Source organism: Kitasatospora azatica KCTC 9699, from assembly GCF_000744785.1.
Lineage (GTDB): Bacteria > Actinomycetota > Actinomycetes > Streptomycetales > Streptomycetaceae > Kitasatospora > Kitasatospora azatica.
The window spans coordinates 4,418,349-4,435,951 of sequence record NZ_JQMO01000003.1 but is presented as its reverse complement, the minus strand read 5'-3'; the positions used below and the strand labels follow the sequence as shown (position 1 = coordinate 4,435,951).

Annotated in this window: 16 protein-coding genes and 2 pseudogenes; 5 read left to right on the top strand and 13 right to left on the bottom strand. The window is 71.1% G+C overall.

Features of this window, described 5'->3' with window-relative positions; genetic code table 11:
- Positions 1–174 precede the first annotated feature (174 nt).
- A pseudogene (locus tag BR98_RS30390) lies at positions 175–1,017 on the top strand (phosphatase PAP2 family protein); the annotation flags it as partial.
- A 231-nt stretch (positions 1,018–1,248) separates the two neighbouring features.
- Here the strand turns inward: BR98_RS30390 and BR98_RS30385 are convergent.
- Entirely contained in the window at positions 1,249–4,293 is a 3,045-nt protein-coding gene (locus BR98_RS30385) for a bifunctional [glutamine synthetase] adenylyltransferase/[glutamine synthetase]-adenylyl-L-tyrosine phosphorylase (protein ID WP_051970448.1), read from the bottom strand.
- A gap of 195 nt (positions 4,294–4,488) precedes the next feature.
- On the opposite strand from BR98_RS30385, the gene BR98_RS36755 reads away from it, so the two are divergent.
- Positions 4,489–5,307 carry a LamG domain-containing protein gene (locus tag BR98_RS36755; RefSeq protein ID WP_157537992.1) on the top strand — a complete coding sequence of 273 codons (819 nt, stop codon included), beginning with the start codon at positions 4,489–4,491 and terminating at the stop codon, positions 5,305–5,307.
- Positions 5,308–5,314: 7 nt separating this feature from the next.
- Here BR98_RS36755 and BR98_RS30375 read toward each other — a convergent pair whose 3' ends face one another.
- From BR98_RS30375 to BR98_RS30355, 6 genes are all read right to left on the bottom strand, one after another.
- On the bottom strand, positions 5,315–6,676 hold the full coding sequence (locus tag BR98_RS30375) for a glycosyltransferase family 2 protein (protein WP_232247683.1): 1,362 nt from the start codon (positions 6,674–6,676) through the stop codon (positions 5,315–5,317).
- Entirely contained in the window at positions 6,673–7,185 is a 513-nt protein-coding gene (locus tag BR98_RS30370; RefSeq protein WP_035849777.1) for an exosortase/archaeosortase family protein, read from the bottom strand. The genes BR98_RS30375 and BR98_RS30370 overlap by 4 nt, the downstream gene beginning before the upstream one ends.
- Positions 7,186–7,270: 85 nt before the next feature.
- A complete protein-coding gene (locus BR98_RS39755; protein WP_157537991.1) occupies positions 7,271–7,432 on the bottom strand; it encodes an LPXTG cell wall anchor domain-containing protein in 162 nt (53 codons plus the stop codon).
- 54 nt (positions 7,433–7,486) lie between these two features.
- Complete coding sequence (gene wecB / locus BR98_RS30365) at positions 7,487–8,686, bottom strand: non-hydrolyzing UDP-N-acetylglucosamine 2-epimerase (protein WP_083977159.1); 1,200 nt, start codon at positions 8,684–8,686, stop codon at positions 7,487–7,489.
- 14 nt (positions 8,687–8,700) lie between these two features.
- Positions 8,701–9,288, bottom strand: coding sequence for an EGFR-like transmembrane domain-containing protein (locus tag BR98_RS36750; RefSeq protein WP_157537990.1), 588 nt, complete (start codon positions 9,286–9,288; stop codon positions 8,701–8,703).
- A gap of 394 nt (positions 9,289–9,682) precedes the next feature.
- Complete coding sequence (locus BR98_RS30355; protein WP_324606717.1) at positions 9,683–10,042, bottom strand: NUDIX hydrolase; 360 nt, start codon at positions 10,040–10,042, stop codon at positions 9,683–9,685.
- A gap of 155 nt (positions 10,043–10,197) precedes the next feature.
- Here BR98_RS30355 and BR98_RS41680 point away from each other — a divergent pair.
- A pseudogene (locus tag BR98_RS41680) lies at positions 10,198–10,485 on the top strand (UTRA domain-containing protein); the annotation flags it as partial.
- 44 nt (positions 10,486–10,529) lie between these two features.
- A complete protein-coding gene (locus BR98_RS40580; protein ID WP_051970439.1) occupies positions 10,530–10,928 on the top strand; it encodes a hypothetical protein in 399 nt (132 codons plus the stop codon).
- A gap of 466 nt (positions 10,929–11,394) precedes the next feature.
- Here the strand turns inward: BR98_RS40580 and BR98_RS41675 are convergent, their stop codons facing one another.
- The 5 genes from BR98_RS41675 to glnA form a co-directional block, all read right to left on the bottom strand.
- Positions 11,395–11,763 carry an HAD family hydrolase gene (locus tag BR98_RS41675; RefSeq protein ID WP_232247677.1) on the bottom strand — a complete coding sequence of 123 codons (369 nt, stop codon included), beginning with the start codon at positions 11,761–11,763 and terminating at the stop codon, positions 11,395–11,397.
- Complete coding sequence (locus tag BR98_RS41670; RefSeq protein ID WP_232247675.1) at positions 11,756–12,091, bottom strand: hypothetical protein; 336 nt, start codon at positions 12,089–12,091, stop codon at positions 11,756–11,758. The genes BR98_RS41675 and BR98_RS41670 overlap by 8 nt, the downstream gene beginning before the upstream one ends.
- 9 nt (positions 12,092–12,100) lie before the next feature.
- Positions 12,101–12,427 carry a hypothetical protein gene (locus BR98_RS30340; protein WP_051970437.1) on the bottom strand — a complete coding sequence of 109 codons (327 nt, stop codon included), beginning with the start codon at positions 12,425–12,427 and terminating at the stop codon, positions 12,101–12,103.
- A gap of 190 nt (positions 12,428–12,617) precedes the next feature.
- Positions 12,618–12,956, bottom strand: a complete 339-nt coding sequence (locus BR98_RS30335) for a helix-turn-helix domain-containing protein (RefSeq protein WP_035849771.1) — start codon at positions 12,954–12,956, stop codon at positions 12,618–12,620.
- Positions 12,957–13,131: 175 nt separating this feature from the next.
- Entirely contained in the window at positions 13,132–14,493 is a 1,362-nt protein-coding gene (glnA, locus tag BR98_RS30330) for a type I glutamate--ammonia ligase (RefSeq protein ID WP_035849767.1), read from the bottom strand.
- Positions 14,494–14,634: 141 nt separating this feature from the next.
- Here glnA and BR98_RS30325 point away from each other — a divergent pair, with 141 nt between their 5' ends.
- On the top strand, positions 14,635–16,365 hold the full coding sequence (locus BR98_RS30325; RefSeq protein WP_035849763.1) for an NAD+ synthase: 1,731 nt from the start codon (positions 14,635–14,637) through the stop codon (positions 16,363–16,365).
- Positions 16,366–16,415: 50 nt separating this feature from the next.
- Here BR98_RS30325 and BR98_RS30320 read toward each other — a convergent pair whose 3' ends face one another.
- Positions 16,416–17,543, bottom strand: coding sequence for an endonuclease/exonuclease/phosphatase family protein (locus tag BR98_RS30320; RefSeq protein WP_083977156.1), 1,128 nt, complete (start codon positions 17,541–17,543; stop codon positions 16,416–16,418).
- Positions 17,544–17,603: the final 60 nt, after the last annotated feature.

Below are 17,603 nucleotides of genomic sequence, written 5' to 3'. Positions count from 1 at the left end.
GCCCGGTTCCCCCAACACCCCCTGCGCGGTGGGTACCCCGCCTAGCCCCGCCTATTGCGAACGCGTAACAATGGAACGCATGTGTGTCCCTCCGACACGCCCCCACCGGGCGTTCCCTGCCGCCTCCCCCGCCAAGGTCGGGGGCAGCCGGCTAGCACCGTGGGAGGACAGCCGATGAAGAATCCACGACCAGAGGATGATCGGACGGCCACAGAACGTCTGGCAGACTTCTCGTCCATGGGGGAACCGACCGAGATCGAGACGCCGGGCCGCGAGAACGCCGCCCAGCTCCGCACCGGCGGTTCCGTCCGAGCCCCGGGCCAGACGGCCGCACAGCGGGCGGACGGAGCCGGCGGTAGTACGGCACTGAGCGCCACCGGCTCGCTGCGGCGGCGCATCATGGCCCAGCGGCGCGGCCCCGCCCGCCCGCGGCTCTGGTTCGAACTCGCGCTGATCGGCCTCAGCTACTGGCTGTACTCGCTGGTCCGCAACGCGGTTCCGGAGCAGGCCGCGATCGCGCAGAAGCACGCGAACTGGATCTGGCACCTGGAGCAGAACCTCGGCATCGCGGTCGAGCGCTCGATCAACCACGGCGTCAACTCGGTCGGCTGGCTCATCGTCGGGATGAACTACTACTACGCCACACTGCACTTCATCATCACCATCGCGGTGCTGGTCTGGCTCTACCGCAGCCATCCGGGCCGCTACGCGGCCAGCCGGACGGTGCTCTTCGTGACCACCGGCATCGCCCTGGTCGGGTTCTACTTCTTCCCGCTGTCGCCGCCCCGGCTGGCCGGGTACGGCTTCGTGGACACCGTGCTGGTGCACCACACCTGGGGCTCGCTGGCCTCGGGGGCGGGAGCCAGCGTCTCCAACCAGTTCGCCGCGATGCCCTCGATGCACATCGGCTGGTCGACCTGGTGCGGGCTGACGATCTTCTTCCTGGCCGAGCGCCGGTGGGTGCGCGCCCTGGGCCTGCTCTACCCGGCCGCCACCCTGATGGTGATCGTCTCGACCGCCAACCACTACTGGATGGACGCGGTCGGCGGACTGGCCTGCCTTGCCGTCGGCTTCCTGGTCACCCGGCTGATCTACCACCGCTGGGCCTACCAGTTCCCGCAGATCCCGGCCTCCTGGCAGGCCGGCGCCAATCTGCCCGAGCAGCGGCCCACCCCGGTGGGCGCGGGCTACCGGCGCTGACCGTCCGGCCGGCTCAGCCCCGGCCGCCCCGGTCCCACCCCGGCTGCCTCACCCGTAGAACAGCCGCTCCACCACCGCCCGCGCCCGCCGCGTCGTGCGCCGGTAGTCGTCCACCAGCTCGCCGCTGTGGCCCGCCCCGTACCCGAGGTAGCGGGCCACTCCGGCGAACTCGCGCGGTTCGCCGGGGAAGCTGTCGCCCGGACGGCCGCGCACCAGCATCACCGCACTGCGCACCCGGGAGGCCAGCACCCAGGCGGCGTCCAGCACCGCCGCGTCCTCGCCCGCCAGCAGGCCCGCCTCGGCCGCCGCGAGCAGCGCCTGCCGGGTGCGGGTGGTGCGCAGCCCGTCCACCTGGTGCCCGTGCTGGAGCTGGAGCAACTGCACCGTCCACTCGACGTCCGCCAGGCCGCCACGGCCGATCTTGGTGTGGGTGGTCGGGTCGGCCCCGCGCGGCAGCCGCTCGCTCTCGATCCGGGCCTTGATCCGGCGGATCTCCAACAGGTCCCGCTCCGGCACACCGCCCACCGGGTAGCGCAGCGGGTCGATCAGCGCCCGGAACCGTTCGCCCAGCTCCACGTCCCCCGCCACCGGCGCGGCTCGCAGCAGCGCCTGGCTCTCCCAGACGTGCGACCAGCGGGCGTAGTAGGCCTGGTACGAGCCCAGGGTGCGCACCAGCGGGCCCTGCCGGCCCTCCGGACGCAGGTCGGCGTCGACCAGCAGAGGCGGCTCGGTGGACGGGGCGGCCAGCAGGGTGCGCAGCTCGTTGCAGACCGAGCGGGCGGCGGCGGTCGCGTCGTGCTCGGTGCCCGGCTCCGGTTCGTGGACGAAGAGCACGTCCGCGTCCGAGCCGTAGCCCAGTTCGTGGCCGCCGAACCGGCCCATCGCGATCACCGCCAGCCGGGCCGGGAAGGGCTCGCCGTGGGCCTGCTCCCAGCCGGCCGTGCAGGCCGCCAGCGCACCGGCCAGGGTGGCCGCGTTCAGGTCGGTGAGCGCACCGGCCGTCGCCTCCAGGGCCTCCCCCGGCTCCTCGCCGAAGCGGCCCAGCAGGTCGGCGGCGGCGGTGCGGAACAGTTCGCGCCGACGGACCGAGCGGGCCGCCGCCACGCCCGCCGCCGCGCTCGGCGCCCGGCCGACGGCGGAGCGGATCTCCTGCTCCAGGGCGGTCCGGCCGCGCGGCTCCAGGCCCTGCGGGTCGCCCAGCATGGCCACCGCCTCCGGTGCCCGCAGCAGCAGGTCGGGGGCCAGCCGCCCGGCCGAGAGGATCCGGGCCAGGCCCTCGGCGGCCGCGCTCTCGTCGCGCAGCAGCCGCAGGTACCAGGGGGTGCGGCCGAGCGCGTCGGAGACCTGGCGGAATCCCAGCAGGCCGGCGTCCGGGTCGGCGGAGTCGGCGAACCAGGCCAGCAGCACCGGCAGCAGGGTGCGCTGGATCGCCGCCTTCCGGCTGACGCCGCTGGCCAGCGCGATCAGATGGCGCAGCGCGGCCGGCGGGTCGGCGAAGCCGAGCGCCTGCAGCCGGGCCTCGGCGGCCTCGGTGCTCATCGCCGGCGTGCCGGGGGTGAGTGCCTCGCCGGCCGAGAGTCCGGCCACCGCGTCCAGCAGCGGGCGGTAGAAGAGCTTCTCGTGCAGCCGCCGGACCTCCAGCGCGTGCCGCTTCCACTCCCGCTCCAGCGCGGCCACCGGATCGGCCCGGGTGTCGTCGTTGATCATCGGGGCCAGTGAGCGGGCCAGTCGGCGCAGGTCCGCCGGGTCGGTGGGCATCAGGTGGGTGCGGCGCAGCCGGTGCAACTGGATCCGGTGCTCCAGGGTGCGCAGGAAGCGGTAGGCGGCGTCCAGCGAGGCGGCGTCGGCCCGCCCGACGTAACCGCCCGCCGACAGGGCGCTGAGCGCGGTCAGGGTGTTGCCGCTGCGCAGCGCCGGATCGGTGCGCCCGTGCACCAGCTGGAGCAGCTGCACCGAGAACTCGACGTCCCGCAGACCGCCCGGCCCGAGTTTGAGCTGGCGGTCGATCTCGCCGGCCGGGATCGCCTCGATCACCCGGCGGCGCATCTGCTGCACGTCCGCGACGAAGTTCTCCCGTTCCGCCGCCTGCCAGACCATCGGCGACAGCGCCGCGATGTACGCCTGGCCGAGCTCGGCGTCACCGGCCACCGGACGGGCCTTCAGCAGCGCCTGGAACTCCCAGGTCTTGGCCCACCGCTGGTAGTACGCGAGGTGGCTGGCCAGGGTGCGCACCAGCGGCCCGTTGCGGCCCTCGGGGCGCAGGTTGGCGTCCACCGGCCAGATGGTGCCCTCGCGGGTGGTGTCCGAGCAGAGCCGCATCATCGCCGCGGCCAGCCGGGTGGCGGCCCGCAGCGCGCGCTGCTCCTCGACGCCCTCGCGCGGCTCGGCGACGAAGATCACGTCCACGTCGGAGACGTAGTTGAGCTCCCGGCCGCCGCACTTGCCCATCCCGATCACCGCGAGCCGGCAGGCGTCGGCGGCCTCCGGCTCCTGCTCGGCGGCGATCTCCAGCGCGGTGCGCAGGGTGGCGCCGGCCAGGTCGGCCAGCTCGGCGGCGCTCTGCACCAGGTCGGTGGTGGCCGACAGGTCGCGGGCGGCGATGGTGAGCAGGCAGCGGCGGTAGGCGGCGCGCAGCGCGTCGGCGGGCGCGGCGTTACCGGCCCGGACCCGCTGCTCCAGCTCGCGGCGGAAGTCGGCCGTACCCGGGTGCATGTCGCGCACCTCGAAGGTGACCAGCGCGTGCCAGTCGCGCGGGTGGGTGGCCAGGTGGTCGCCGAGCGCGGCGGAGGCGCCGAGCACGCCGAGCAGGCGGTCCCGCAGCGGCTTGGAGGTGGTCAGGGTGTCGCGCAGGGCGTGCCGCTCCCCCTCGCTGAGCGCCTCCAGCAGCCGGGCCAGCCCGAGCAGCGCCAGATCCGGGTCGGCGGTGGCGCCGAGGCCGTCCAGCAGCAGCGGATCGTCGGCCAGCCCGGTCAGCGCCGGCGCGCTCAGCCGGCGGACGGCTGCCTCGGGATCCGTGAAGCCCCGCCGGACCAGCCGGTTCTCGGGCCTGCTGATCCGGCTGCCCCGCTGCGGACTCGGCGTCTGCTCAGCCATCGGCCCCTCCGGTACGGCGTGCGATGCGCTCGAACCGGAGCGCTTCGACCAGCCTACGGGCCTGGTCCTGACCGTTCCCGGGAGACTTCCGATCAGAGGTACCCGGACGGCCCACAGCACGCTGCGCGCCGCCACGCCCCCGGTGGATCGTGGACGTGGGCCGTCCCGGTCCGCCACCGCACCTGAGGGATGATCATGCGCCTGCTCAATCCGCTGTTCGGCCTGATCCTCGCCGTCGTGCCGGCGATACCGTCGGTCACGGCCGACGCCACACCCTTCGCCCGGGCGCCCTTCGCCGGAGCACGCGTCGCCTTCAGCGACACCTTCCGCAGCCTGGACCTGGGCCCGGGCCACACCTGGGGCTGGCAGACCGGCGCCTACCAGAACTGTGCGGACAACCAGCACGACTTCAAGCTCGACCGGCTCACCGAGTCAGCCTTCAGCACCAACGGCGGCCGGCTGACCATCACCGCCACCCCGGGCCCGGACGGCGCCTGGAACACCGGCCTGCTGACCACCGGCGACTCCTGCGACACCGGTGGGGACGGCACCGAGATGCGCACCGGCGACCTGATCATGGCTCACATCCGGCTGCCCGCCGCCGGCTCCGGTGCCTGGCCCGCGCTGTGGAGCTGGCGGGACGGTCGCAACGAGGTCGACGTCTTCGAGTGGCAGGCCGACCACCCCGGCACCCTGGAGTTCGTCAACCAGGTGCACAGCGGTACCGGCCGCTACACGGCGCCGGCGGTGGCCGCCGACACCTGGCTGTACGTCGGCGCCCGGCTGGGCGCCGACAACACCACCTGGTACGTCGGGCCCAGCCTCGACCACCTCGCCGTCGCCTGGTCCGACCACAGCGGCGTGGGCCAGGACTTCGCCGCCTACCCCGTGCTCAGCCTGTCCATCAACAACGGCGCCTACCACCCGGCCCCCACCACGACGACGCCGATCTCCTTCTCGGTGGACTCGCTGACCATCTACCGTCCGGCGCCGGCCGGCCTGCCCGACTCGTGACACGTCGTCAACTTCCCACTGGGCGCAGTTCCGCGTTGCGCCGGGTCTTGACCCAGCTGTTCCTGCCCTTCGCCAGCCGGGCCAGCGCCCGCCAGGTGCACACGCAGTAGAGCCAGATGTAGAGCGAGTAGGCCATGCCCCAGCCCAGGCACCGCCAGAAACCGGCCGCCCGTTCGCACTTGCGCCAGTAGAGCGGGCCCCAGAGGGTGAACTGGACCAGGCCGAAGCCGAGATAGGCGACCAGCAGGCCCCATCCGCCGTTCGACAGGAACTGGCCGGCGATCTCCGGATGGATGGCGTAGCGCAGGGCCAGCAGCAGGACCAAGGTCGGGTAGACCACGCTGCCGAACAGCTGGAGCCACGGCTGGAAGAGGCAGTACGAGACCTCCAGCACGCCCAGTGTGGTCAGCTTCGGCGAGTTCCAGATCTGCGGCAGGTAGCGCACGCACTGCATGGCGCCCTGGCTCCAGCGGGTGCGCTGGGCCACCAGCTGCTTGACGTTCCACAGGCCTTCCTGGTCCACCCAGGTGTCCCGGGTGAACGCGGTGTGCCACCCGGCGAGCTTCAGGTGCAGGCCCAGCTCGTAGTCCTCGAGCAGCGAACCGCGCCACGGCCCGGGGGCTCCCTCGGCGATGGTGCGCAGCGCGGACAGCCGGGCGAACTGGCCGTTGCCGCCCATCGCCACCGTGCGGGTGGTCCGGCGGCTGAGCTGCATCGCGGGGATCGCCGTGCGGAACTCCAGGTCCTGCATCCGCACCAGGGTCCGGCCGAGCAGGTTGCGCAGCCGGGGGCCGTCGCCGAGCGGCTGACGCTCCTCCCGGTTGCTCATCCGGACCTCGATCTGCACCGCCGCCACCTCCGGGTCACCGAAGAGCTGGGCGCCCGAGATGACTTCGAGGCAGCCCGAGGCCGGCGATCCGTCGGCGTCGAACACCCCGATGACGACCCGCTCGGGCGCCAGCGGGGCCGGCAGCCACTCGCACAGCGCCTGGTACGCCGCGTTGAGCGCGTCGCCCTTGCCGGTGCGGGCGTTCGGCGCCACCCGGCGCACCAGGTGCACGTGCGGATCATCGGCCTGGTACGAGCGGATGACGTCCCCCGTGAAGTCGATCGACCCGTCGTCGATCACCCACAGGTGCATCCCGGGGAACTCCGCCCGCAGCCGGGCCAGCGTGGTGCCGATCACGGCCTCCTCGTCCCGGCACGGCACGAAGATGTGCCAGTCGAACCCCGAGGCGTCGCCCGGGGGTTGCGGGCGACTGCGCAGGAAGGGTGTCACCAGGGCCGCGAGATAGGCGACGAACGCACTGCCCATGATCAGGGACAACGCCATCGCGAAGCTGACCACGGTGCCTGCCGAGTGATTCACGCCGACCCGCCTTCCACCGCCGGCTCGATCCGTCCGCGACGACCGGGCCGGGAGACGATCACGAAGAACACAGCGATCGCCACGATCGCTCCGAAACTGGTAATGAGCGAGCCGACCAGCAGATGTGACCACCCGTAACCGCGCAGCAGGCCCCACTCGTGGGTCGCGAAGGCGATGACGACCAGGCGCAGCTGGTTGACCCCGAACAGGATGGCGGCCGCCACCGCGACCCCGGCCAGCACCCGGCTGATCCGGAACTTGCCGAAGGTGATGATCCCCCCGGCCATCAGCAGGAACGGCGCGATGACCACCGCCGCCGTGCACTCGGCCGTGATCCGCAGCCCCTCCATCCGCCAGGTGTGCACGTCGAAGAAGATCAGCGCGACCGAGGGCTCGACCTCGACCTTGCTACCCGTGCCGAGCCCGATCAGCGGCCCGGCCACGATCGCCTCCAGGGACCGGAACCGGTTGTTGAACACCAGCAGCAGCAGTGCGGAGACGATCAGCAACCCGGCCAGCGCAAGCCGTAGGGACCGGACCGCGCCAGCGCGCGATCCGGCCCCACGACTGGTCGGTACGGCCGGGCTGCTGAGCTCAGCCATTCTCGCTGCGCTGGCGCACGAAACGCGTCAGCAGAGCGCCGGAGACCACCAGGGTCGCGGCCACCGCCGTCAGCAGGACGGTGTGGCTACTTCCGGTCGCGGCGAGCGAGCCGCAGGCCACGGCGGCAGTGCCGGGGACGCATGGACGGTACACGGGCTTCCTCCACTGGTGACGAGGGTTGTTTACGGGGGTTCTGAGTGGCGGTTCTTACCGGGGGTCCGCTGCTGCGAAGGCGTCGGCCGCCTGCGCCGCGCAGGGTGCCGGGACCACGGGCGAAGCCTGTGACGGGCCGGCGGAGCCGTCCGGGACCCGCCGGTCGGCGAGCGCCAGGGCCAGCTCGACGATGCGCTCGCTGGCCAGCCCGTCGCCGTACGGGGACGGTCGGACCGCCAGCCGACCGGCCAGCGAGCCGTCCGCAATCAGCCGACGGGCCAGTCGGCTGATCTCCGGCCCCGGACGCAGCAGGGTGGCGAACCCCGCCTCGACGGCCTCCGGCCGCTCGGTGCTGTTGCGCACCACGATCAGCGGCTTCTTGAGCACGGTGCACTCCTCCTGCACGCCACCGGAGTCGGAGACGAGCAGACGGGCGTGCCGGGCCAGGCCGAGGAAGGACGCGTGGTCCAGCGCCCCGACCGCCCGCAGCCGGGCGAGCGGCTCGGTCAGACCGTGCCGGACGATCGCGGCCTTGGTGCGCGGGTGAAGCGGGAAGAGCACCGGCAGGCCGAGCTGTCCCAGCTCGGTCAGGATGAGCCGGAGCCGAACCGGGTCATCGGTGTTCTCCGGCCGGTGGATCGTCGCCAGCACGTACTGGTCCTCGAGCACGCCGAAACCGCGGAGCATCGCCCGGGACTCCTGCTCGCCGGGCAGCGAGTCGGCCACCGCCTCGACGATCGTGTTCCCGGTGAGGTGGACGCGGTGGTCCGGAACGCCCTCGGCCCGTAGGTTGGCTGCCGCCGCCACGGTCGGCGCGCAGTGCGCGTCGGCCAGCACGCCGACCACCTGACGGTTGATCTCCTCCGGCATCGCCCGGTCGCGAGACCGCAGGCCGGCTTCCACGTGCACCACCGGCACACCGTGGTACTGCGCCGCCTGCGCACCCGCCGACGTGGTGTTCGTGTCGCCCTGCACGACCACCGCCGCCGGCGGATCGGCGCTGAACAGCTCCGACAGTGCTGAGATCATCGACCCGATCTGCTGCCCCCGCGGGGCCCCACCGATGTCGGTGAGCCGGACGTCCGGAGCCGGCAGCCGCAGGCCGCGGAAGACGCCGTCCGACAGCGCCTCGTCGTAGTGCTGGCCGGTGTAGACGACCCGAGCGCGATCGCCCAGCCCGCGCACCACCCTGGCCAGCTTCAGGATCTCCGGCCGCGTCCCCAGGACGACGGCCACCGCACCATCACAGCGCATGATCTGGTCCTCGGTCAGATGCTCTGGCTGCGGCGCCGACGCCACAGGAAGAAGCCGAGCGCGGGGGCAGCCACGGCGGCGAGACCACCCACCACCTGCGGGGATGCGACCGGCACCGGCTGGCCGCAGTCGATCTTGAACTCCTTGTGCTTCTTGCTGTCGGAGTCCGGTCCGGTGTTGTCGTTCTCGATCGCCACGAACATGTCGTTCTGCGGTCCGCCGCCGTTGCCGGTCAGCCCGCCGTCCCCGTTGAGGTCGCCGGAGATGTCCTGCCCGCTCGTACCGGTGGCCGTGAAGGTCGCACTCCCGGTGGCCAGCGGCGCCCCGTGCGAGCCGAAGGTGCCCGCGTCGACCTCCCAGGTCAGCGCCTGGTTCGGGTCGAAGTTGAAGGCGTCGATGTAGAAGACGCAGACCTTCGGCTCGTTCGACTGGTCGTCGACGCTCTGGCCCGACATGTGGATCTTGATCTCACCGTTGTTGCTCACCCGCGTCGCCGCCGACGCGGGCGCCGCCCCGGCCAACGCGAGCAGCACGGCCGCCGCACTCGCCGCGAGGACTTTGCGGCTGCGGGACGAGGCCATGACGGTCAGTGATCTGGACATTCAGCGATCAACCTCTCGGACGGAGACCTACCGGCTCGGACCCACCCGCGCCGGACAGTGCCGACGGCACCGAGGGGAGGATTCACGCAAAGTCGGGCCTGGATGATGACCCGACACCGAAGTCCACTCCATTGGCTCGATCTATCACCCCGATGCGGGATCCGGAGCCCCTGACGCCCCGTCACCCGGGTGATCCACGAAAGCAGGGTGACAGCAGCTCTCCCCCTACCATCCCCGCCGATCATGATCTTGGCTGATTCTCAGACCGCCGAACATGCTGTCGAACTGGGAATCATGGCTCTCACCAGCCTGCTCCCCACCGGCTACGGAGCCGCACTCCTGTTCAACGTGCGCGGCCTGGTGGACGCGCTCGTCGACCCGCCGTCCCGACTGACTACCCGATGAGGCGTCGCCCGTCGTGCGCCCGGACACGCGGACCGTCTGCAGCCTCCAGCGCGTCCAGCAAGCGCACGGCGTAGACCTCACCCAGCTCCGCCGCGACCTCCTCGGCGGTGAACCAGCACACAGCCCTGGCCTCGTCCGTCACCCGCGCCTCACCGCTTTCGACGCGGCACCGGAAGACGAGCGCAACCACACCACGGCCCATGTTCTTGTACACACCGGTGAGCCGCTCCGGGCGAACCTTGACCCCGGTCTCCTCGAAGACCTCCCGCCGCACGCCGTCCTCGAGCGTCTCCCCCAGCTCCAGCACCCCGCCAGGCGGCTCCCAGGTACCGTTGTCGGCCCGCTGGATGACCAGGACCCGACCGTCCTCACGGACGACGGCGCGGCCACCGATACGGAGTGGAGCGGCGTTGACGGGGCTTCAGGGCGACTGCTAGTCATCACGAGGACTATAGGAGTCGGTGCCGAATCATGACGAATGAAGCAGCCACCACGCAGGCTCCTGGCGCGAAGTCGCTGGCCAGGAAGCGGCGCTACTTCCGCGACGGAACCCCCGCCGAAGAGGCAACCTCCTACCTGCCGTGGGACTTGGCCCAGGAGATCCCGGAGCTGTCTGCCGAGAACCCTGGAGGCGGCGGGATCTATGCCCGACTCGAGGAGCACGGACACATCCTGGCCGAGTTCACGGAGACCGTACGGGCCCGGCTCGCTACAAAGACTGAGGCGGTGGCCCTGGCACTGAGTCCCGGGGCACCGGTGATCCACCTGATCAGGGAGGCGACGGACACGGCCGCCCCCAGTTCGGCCGCGTCCACCCCGGCCGCCAACGCCGCGCCATGCGACACCTGCTCTGCCAGATCTGCGGCACGCCGGCCAACCGCACCGAGGACGGCGCCCTCTGGCTCCTCAAGGACGACCGCGCCGACTGGCCAGGCTGGCCCGAAGGCATGACCGCCACCCACCCCCCGGTATGCCTCACCTGCGCCCACGCATCCACCCGGCTGTGCCCCCACCTTCAAGGCGGCTACGTGGCAGTGCGAGCCAAGAACGTCCGAACCCTCGGCGTGTACGGCGCGCTCTACCAGCCCGGCCCACTCGGCCCACGCCCTGTCACGGACATCATCACGACGCCCGGCGACCCCAGGAGCCGATGGGTACTTGCCGCGCAGTTGGTTCGCGTTCTCCGCGACTGCACGTTCGTCGACCTGGAAGCACCGGAGGATCGGACCAGCTGACCCACGGAGATGACAGCCCGTTGGACAACCGAACCAGGCAGCACGTCAAACTAGTGTGGCTCAGCGTTCAACTGGTCCTGGTCAGGTCGAGCCCGCCGCAAGCTGGAACGGGTCGTCCTTCGAAATCCCATCCGCAAGGGACTGCGGCCATCGGCAGGCAGCACATCGACTGCGTATCGGACGGCTGGCTCCAGACGTCCTCGCCGTTGCCCCAGAGCCGCACCTGCACGGCGAACCGGCGTCCGGGCGGCAGCACCCTGATCTCAAGCTGATCGGACGTCAGCGAAGTTTGCTGATCCCGTACATGGCAGCAAGGGTGCTGGGACATGCACATGCCCTGGTTACCCCGGCAGCCGGGGTAACCAGGGCACGGCAACCGGAGAGATCCAGGGCGGCCCCGGCTCAACGACATGAAGCAACTCCACCCGACCGACTGACCATCACATCGGTGTGAGGCCGACGGCAGCTATAGAGGCTTCGGGGAATGCGCCCAGCCTGGGAGCAGCAGCAGAGCAAGCACGACCTGGTCCAGGGCATCCACCACGGCAACCGCGCCGGCGGCAGCCAGCTTGGCGGCCTTTCCAGGCTTGTTGGCATACCCAATCGTGGGAATGGCAGCCGCCTGGCTGGCTTCCACGTCACGAACCGCGTCGCCGATGAAGACGCACTCGGCCGGCGCGGCAGCTGCCGCCTCCATCGCGTCGAGGAGAAGCCGCGGGTTCGGCTTCATGGATCCCGGATCGCCCGGGACGCGGCCGAAGACTCCGGACACTTGGTCGGCGAGGCCCTGGGCGTCGAGGCAGTCCCGGATCGCGTCGCCCGCGTTGTTACTCACGATCCAGACAGCGTCCCGACTCCGCACAGGCACGGAGAACCGATTCTCCGCCAGGGGTCGGCACAGCCATCCGAACCGCCTCGGCCTCAACGGCCGCGAGGGTGCGATCGGCTAGCCCCACCGCCTCCCGGTGCTCCTCGTTGATCTGCCGAAGCAGCGCGAGCGGGTCCCCTTCAACTGGCCCGTCAGGCAACTGGATCAGCCCAGCGTCGGCGAGGCTCGCCGGCAGCCGCGCCGCGGCCTCGGGCGCCGGCAGGCCGGCGAACACCGAGCAGACCGGCCCGTCGAAGTCGAGCAGGACGTGCTTCACCGGGCGAAGCACGTCCATCAACTCCCGCTAACTGGCGGTCATGCGCCGCGCTCGTAGGAGATCGTCGTCCACACGCTGCCGAACCACGCCTGCGCCTGCTGCACGTACTGCGAGCCGAGCGACGCGTCGTCGGGGCCGGCCGAGTGGTGGAACAGGGGTGGCGTCCTTGCCGGTGACGTCGAAGAAGGTGAGCGAGTCAGCGTCCATCGGCACCGTCCGCTCGCGAAGCGGGTAGAAGCCGAAGAAGGCTTCCTCGCGGTTCAGGATGTAGAGCTTGAACAGGCTGGCCCTGCGGTGCACCCACACCTGAACCGACGCCGCCTGGACAAGCCCCAGCTCGGCGAGCACCTCCACCGAGTGGGCGATGCCGTCGGAGTGTCCATGCGATGTTCCGCGCGCTCTCGGAGTGCCGACTCATCGCGAAGGCCGTCGACCAGGACTAGGACGGCCATCGGCCCGGCGGTGTCCAGCAACAGCGGGAGATCGTGATTCGCAGTTCTAACCCAAGCCGCATACAGCACGCGGCGCGGACAGCCAAATCAGGTCAAGCCGGGCAGGGCATCGGCTGCTGGTCGGCTCCCGCTGCAGGATCGGGCTCCATCTTGACCGTGAGATGCAGTCCCAAGGCCACTGCAAGCTTCTCAAGCGTCGGGAGGGTCGGCTCCGCACCCCCTGCCTCGAAGCGAGCGACGCTTGATTGCGTCATGCCGGCAAGCCGACCCAGTTCCTTCTGAGTCAGCCCCAGGTGCTCTCGGCGAGTGCGGACCGTCTCAGCCAGCTCGAAGCGGAGCCGGGCATCCTCGAATGCCTTGCGTACGGCAGGCCGCTGAAACCTCTCGCTCGACTTCAGTTCGGCCAGAGTTGTGCGCTCGGTGGTGCTCACTCTTCCTCCTCAGCCGTGTGACCTGCCTCGACACCGATCACTTTCGGCAATCAGGCCAAATCGAAGCTGGACGGCCCCCAGACGGCACAGGGCGGGTGAACCGACCCCTGGGCCGGCGGACGGAATCCGCTGGCCCAGGGCGTTCACCCGCCCTGGAGAGTGCTCTGACCTGCCGTTACAGCACCTGCAGGTTCTTCCGCAGCTCGAACGGGGTGACCTCGCTGCGGTACTCCTCCCACTCCTGGCGCTTGTTGCGGAGGAAGAAGTCGAAGACGTGCTCGCCCAGGGTCTCGGCGACCAGTTCGCTGCGCTGCATCAGGTCGATGGCCTCGCCGAGGTTCTGGGGCATGGGCTGGATGCCCATGGCGCGGCGTTCGGCGTCGGAGAGGGCCCAGACGTCGTCGTCGGCGCCCGGGGGGAGTTCGTAGCCCTCTTCGATGCCCTTGAGGCCGGCGGCCAGGGTCACGGCGTAGGCGAGGTAGGGGTTGCAGCCGGTGTCGAGGGAGCGGACCTCGATGCGGGTGGAGCCCTGCTTGCCGGGCTTGTACATGGGGACGCGGATCAGGGCGGAGCGGTTGTTGTGGCCCCAGCAGATGTAGGAGGGGGCCTCGCCGCCGGCGCCGGCGGTGCGCTGGGAGCCGCCCCAGATGCGCTTGTAGGAGTTGACCCACTGGTTGGTGACGGCGGCGGTCTCGGCGGCGTGGCGGAGCAGGCCGGCGATGAAGGAGCGGCCGACCTTGGAGAGCTGGTACTCGGCGCCGGACTCGTGGAAGGCGTTGCGGTCGCCCTCGAAGAGGGAGACGTGGGTGTGCATGCCGGAGCCGGGGTGCTGAGAGAAGGGCTTGGGCATGAAGCTGGCGTGCACGCCCTGCTCCAGCGCGACCTCCTTGGTGACCAGCCGGAAAGTCATGATGTTGTCGGCGGTGGAGAGCGCGTCGGCGTAGCGCAGGTCGATCTCCTGCTGGCCGGGGGCGCCCTCGTGGTGGGAGAACTCCACCGAGATGCCCATCGACTCCAGGATGGTGATGGCCTGGCGGCGGAAGTCGTGGCCGACGCCGCGCGGGGTGTGGTCGAAGTAGCCCGACTGGTCGGCCGGCTCGGGGATGGAGCCGTCGCCCGGGAGGTTCTTCAGCAGGAAGAACTCGATCTCGGGGTGGGTGTAGAAGGTGAAGCCCTGGGAGGAGGCCTTCTCCAGGGTGCGCTTGAGCACGAAGCGCGGGTCGGCGAAGGACGGGGATCCGTCGGGCATCAGGATGTCGCAGAACATCCGGGCGGTGCCGGGGGTCTCCGAGCGCCAGGGCAGTATCTGGAAGGTGGTCGGGTCCGGCTTGGCGATCATGTCGGACTCGTAGACCCGGGCGAATCCCTCGATCGCCGATCCGTCGAAGCCGATGCCCTCCTCGAAGGCCTGTTCCAGCTCGGCCGGGGCTACTGCCACCGACTTGAGGAACCCCAGCACATCGGTGAACCACAGCCGGACGAACCGGATGTCACGCTCCTCGAGCGTACGAAGCACGAACTCCTGCTGCTTGCCCATGGGGACAGTCTCACCTCTGCTCTTTACGTTCGTGTTACGCAAACGGGGCGCCCGCGAGCATGATCGTCACAATCTCGCGCGACTGGTCCCCATCATCCACCCCGCCCCCCATAGCGTCAGAACGACGATTACACTGACCGCATGCCGAATCTGCGTCTTGCCCTGGCCCAGACCGACCCCCGGGTCGGCGATATCGCGCGCAACGGTGACGAGGTGGTGCGTTGGTCCAAGCGGGCGGTCGACGCCGGGGCGCGGTTGGTCGCGTTCCCCGAGATGGCGCTGACCGGGTACCCGGTGGAGGACCTGGCGCTGCGGACCTCGTTCGTCGAGGCCTCGCGGGCCGCGCTGGTGGAGGTGGCGCAGCGGCTGGCCGCCGAGGGGCTGGGCGAGGTGCCGGTGGTGCTCGGCTACCTGGGGCGCAAGCCGCAGACCAGCGCGCCACAGAACTGCGCGGCGGTGCTGTACCGGGGTGAGGTGACGGGGCGGTTCGCCAAGCACTTCCTGCCCAACTACGGGGTCTTCGACGAGTTCCGGTACTTCGTGCCGGGCGACCAGCTGCCGGTGCTGCGCCTCGACGGCGTCGACGTGGCGCTGGCCATCTGCGAGGACATCTGGCAGGAGGGCGGCCGGGTGGCCGCCGCCGGGCAGGCCGGCGCCGGGCTGCTGCTGGTGGTCAACGGCTCGCCGTACGAGCGGAACAAGGACGACCAGCGGCTGGAGCTGGTCCGCCGCCGGGCCGCCGAGGCGGGCTGCACGCTGGCCTACCTGAACATGGTCGGCGGCCAGGACGAGCTGGTCTTCGACGGCGACTCGCTGGTAGTGGACGCGGCCGGACAGGTGCTGGCGCGCGGGCCGCAGTTCGAGGAGAGCCTGCTGGTGCTCGACCTCGAGCTGCCTGCGGCGAGCTCCGAGCTGCCGGACGGCGCCGTGCTCGCCGACGGCCTGCGGCTGGTCCGCACCGAGCTCGGCGGCGAGCCGGCCGCCGCGCCCGCCGCGCCGCTGACCGCCGAGATCGCGCCCCGGCTGGACGACGAGGCCGAGGTGTACGCGGCGCTGGTCACCGGCACCCGGGCGTACGTGCGCAAGAACGGCTTCAAGTCGGTGCTGATCGGCCTGTCCGGCGGCATCGACTCGGCGCTGGTGGCGGCCATCGCGGTGGACGCGGTGGGTGCCGAGAACGTGCACTGCGTCTCGATGCCGAGCCGCTACTCCTCGCAGCACTCCAGGGACGACGCCGCCGAGCTGGCCCACCGGACCGGGCTCAACTTCCGTACCGTGTCGATCGCCCCGATGTTCGACGCCTACATGGACTCGCTCGGGCTGACCGGCCTGGCCGAGGAGAACCTGCAGTCGCGGCTGCGCGGCACGCTGCTGATGGCGATCTCCAACCAGGAGGGCCACATCGTGCTGGCCCCCGGCAACAAGAGCGAGCTGGCGGTCGGCTACTCGACCCTGTACGGCGACTCGGTCGGCGCGTTCGGGCCGATCAAGGACGTGTACAAGTCGCTGATCTTCCGGCTGGCCAAGTGGCGCAACGAGCTGGCCGAGCAGCGCGGCGAGACCCCGCCGATCCCCGAGAACACCATCCTCAAGCCGCCCAGCGCCGAGCTGCGCCCGGACCAGGTGGACACCGACTCGCTGCCCGACTACGACCTGCTGGACACCGTGCTCGACCTCTACATCGAGGGCGACCTGGGCCGGGACGCGATCGTGGCCAAGGGCTTCGAGGCGGCTGTGGTGGACCGGGTGGTGCGGCTGGTGGACACCGCCGAGTACAAGCGGCGGCAGTACCCGCCGGGCCCGAAGATCTCCCCCAAGGGGTTCGGGCGGGACCGCCGGCTGCCGATCACCAACGCCTGGCGGCGCGGCTGAGGCCGCCTGTTCCTGACGTTCCTGAGTTCCTGACGCTACCTGTTGTAGCGCTACCTGTTGTACCGGTAGGCGGCGGCGATCGCGCGGTGGTCGCTGCCGTCGGCCGGCAGCACCCAGGAGCCGGTGGGCTTCATGCCGCGGCTCATGATCTGGTCGATCCGCGCCATCGGGAAGCCGGACGGCCAGCTGAAGCCGAATCCGGAGCCGGCCGAGCCCTGGGCCGAGCGCAGCTGCGAGGTCACCGGCGCCAGCGCCCGGTCGTTCATGGTGCCGTTGAGGTCGCCGAGCAGCAGCACCTTCTGCAGCGGCTCGGCCTCGATCGCGTCGCCCAACGCCTGGGCGCTGACGTCGCGCTGCCCGGCCGTGAAGCCGGCGTCGAACTTCACCCGCACCGACGGCAGGTGCGCCACGTAGACCGCGAGCGGGCCCTGGGGAGTGGCCACCTGGGTACGGAAGGCCCGGGTCCAGCCGATCCTGATGTCCACCACCCGGGTGTCGCTGAGCGGGTAGCTGGACCAGAGACCGACGGTGCCCTCCACCACGTGGTACGGGTACTTCGCGGCCAGGCCGGAGGTGTAGGCGGGCAGCGCGGCACCGGTCAGCTCCTCCAGCGCGACGAGCTGCGCGCCGGAGGCGTTGAGCTGGCGCACCGTGCCTGCGGGGTCGGGGTTGTCGGCGGAGACGTTGTGGGTGAGTGCGGTGAAGTCGCCCGTGCCGCCGCTCTTGTCGCCCAGCAGGCCGCCGAAGAGCACCGTCCAGACCACCACCGGCAGCAGCAGCGCGATCAGTGCGGTGGCCGAGCGGCGTAGCAGGGCGGGGACCAGCAGGACCGGTAGGGCCAGCCCGAGCCAGGGCAGGAAGGTTTCCAGCAGACTGCCGAAGTTGCCGACGGAGTTGGGGACTTGGCGGTGGAAGCCGAGCAGCAGCGCGATCAGTGCGGCGAGCCCGGCGAGTACCCAGCCGCGCCGCCAGGTGGAGCTGCCCCGCGCGTCCTTGCCCCAGGACCAGCGACCGCCGGACGAGCGATCACCGGACGAGGAACCATCGGACGATGAGCCGCCGGACGAGGGCCCCCCGGACCGGCCACCCCAGGACCAGCGCCGCCGGCGGGTGCCTGGGTCAGCGGGGGGCGGCAGCTCGCCGTCCGTCGGTGCCCACGCCTCGTCGGCCTGCGTCATGCGGGGGACCCCCTGGGGCTCGTCGATGTCCGTCCTGCCTGCCTGGGCCGAAGTCCTGTC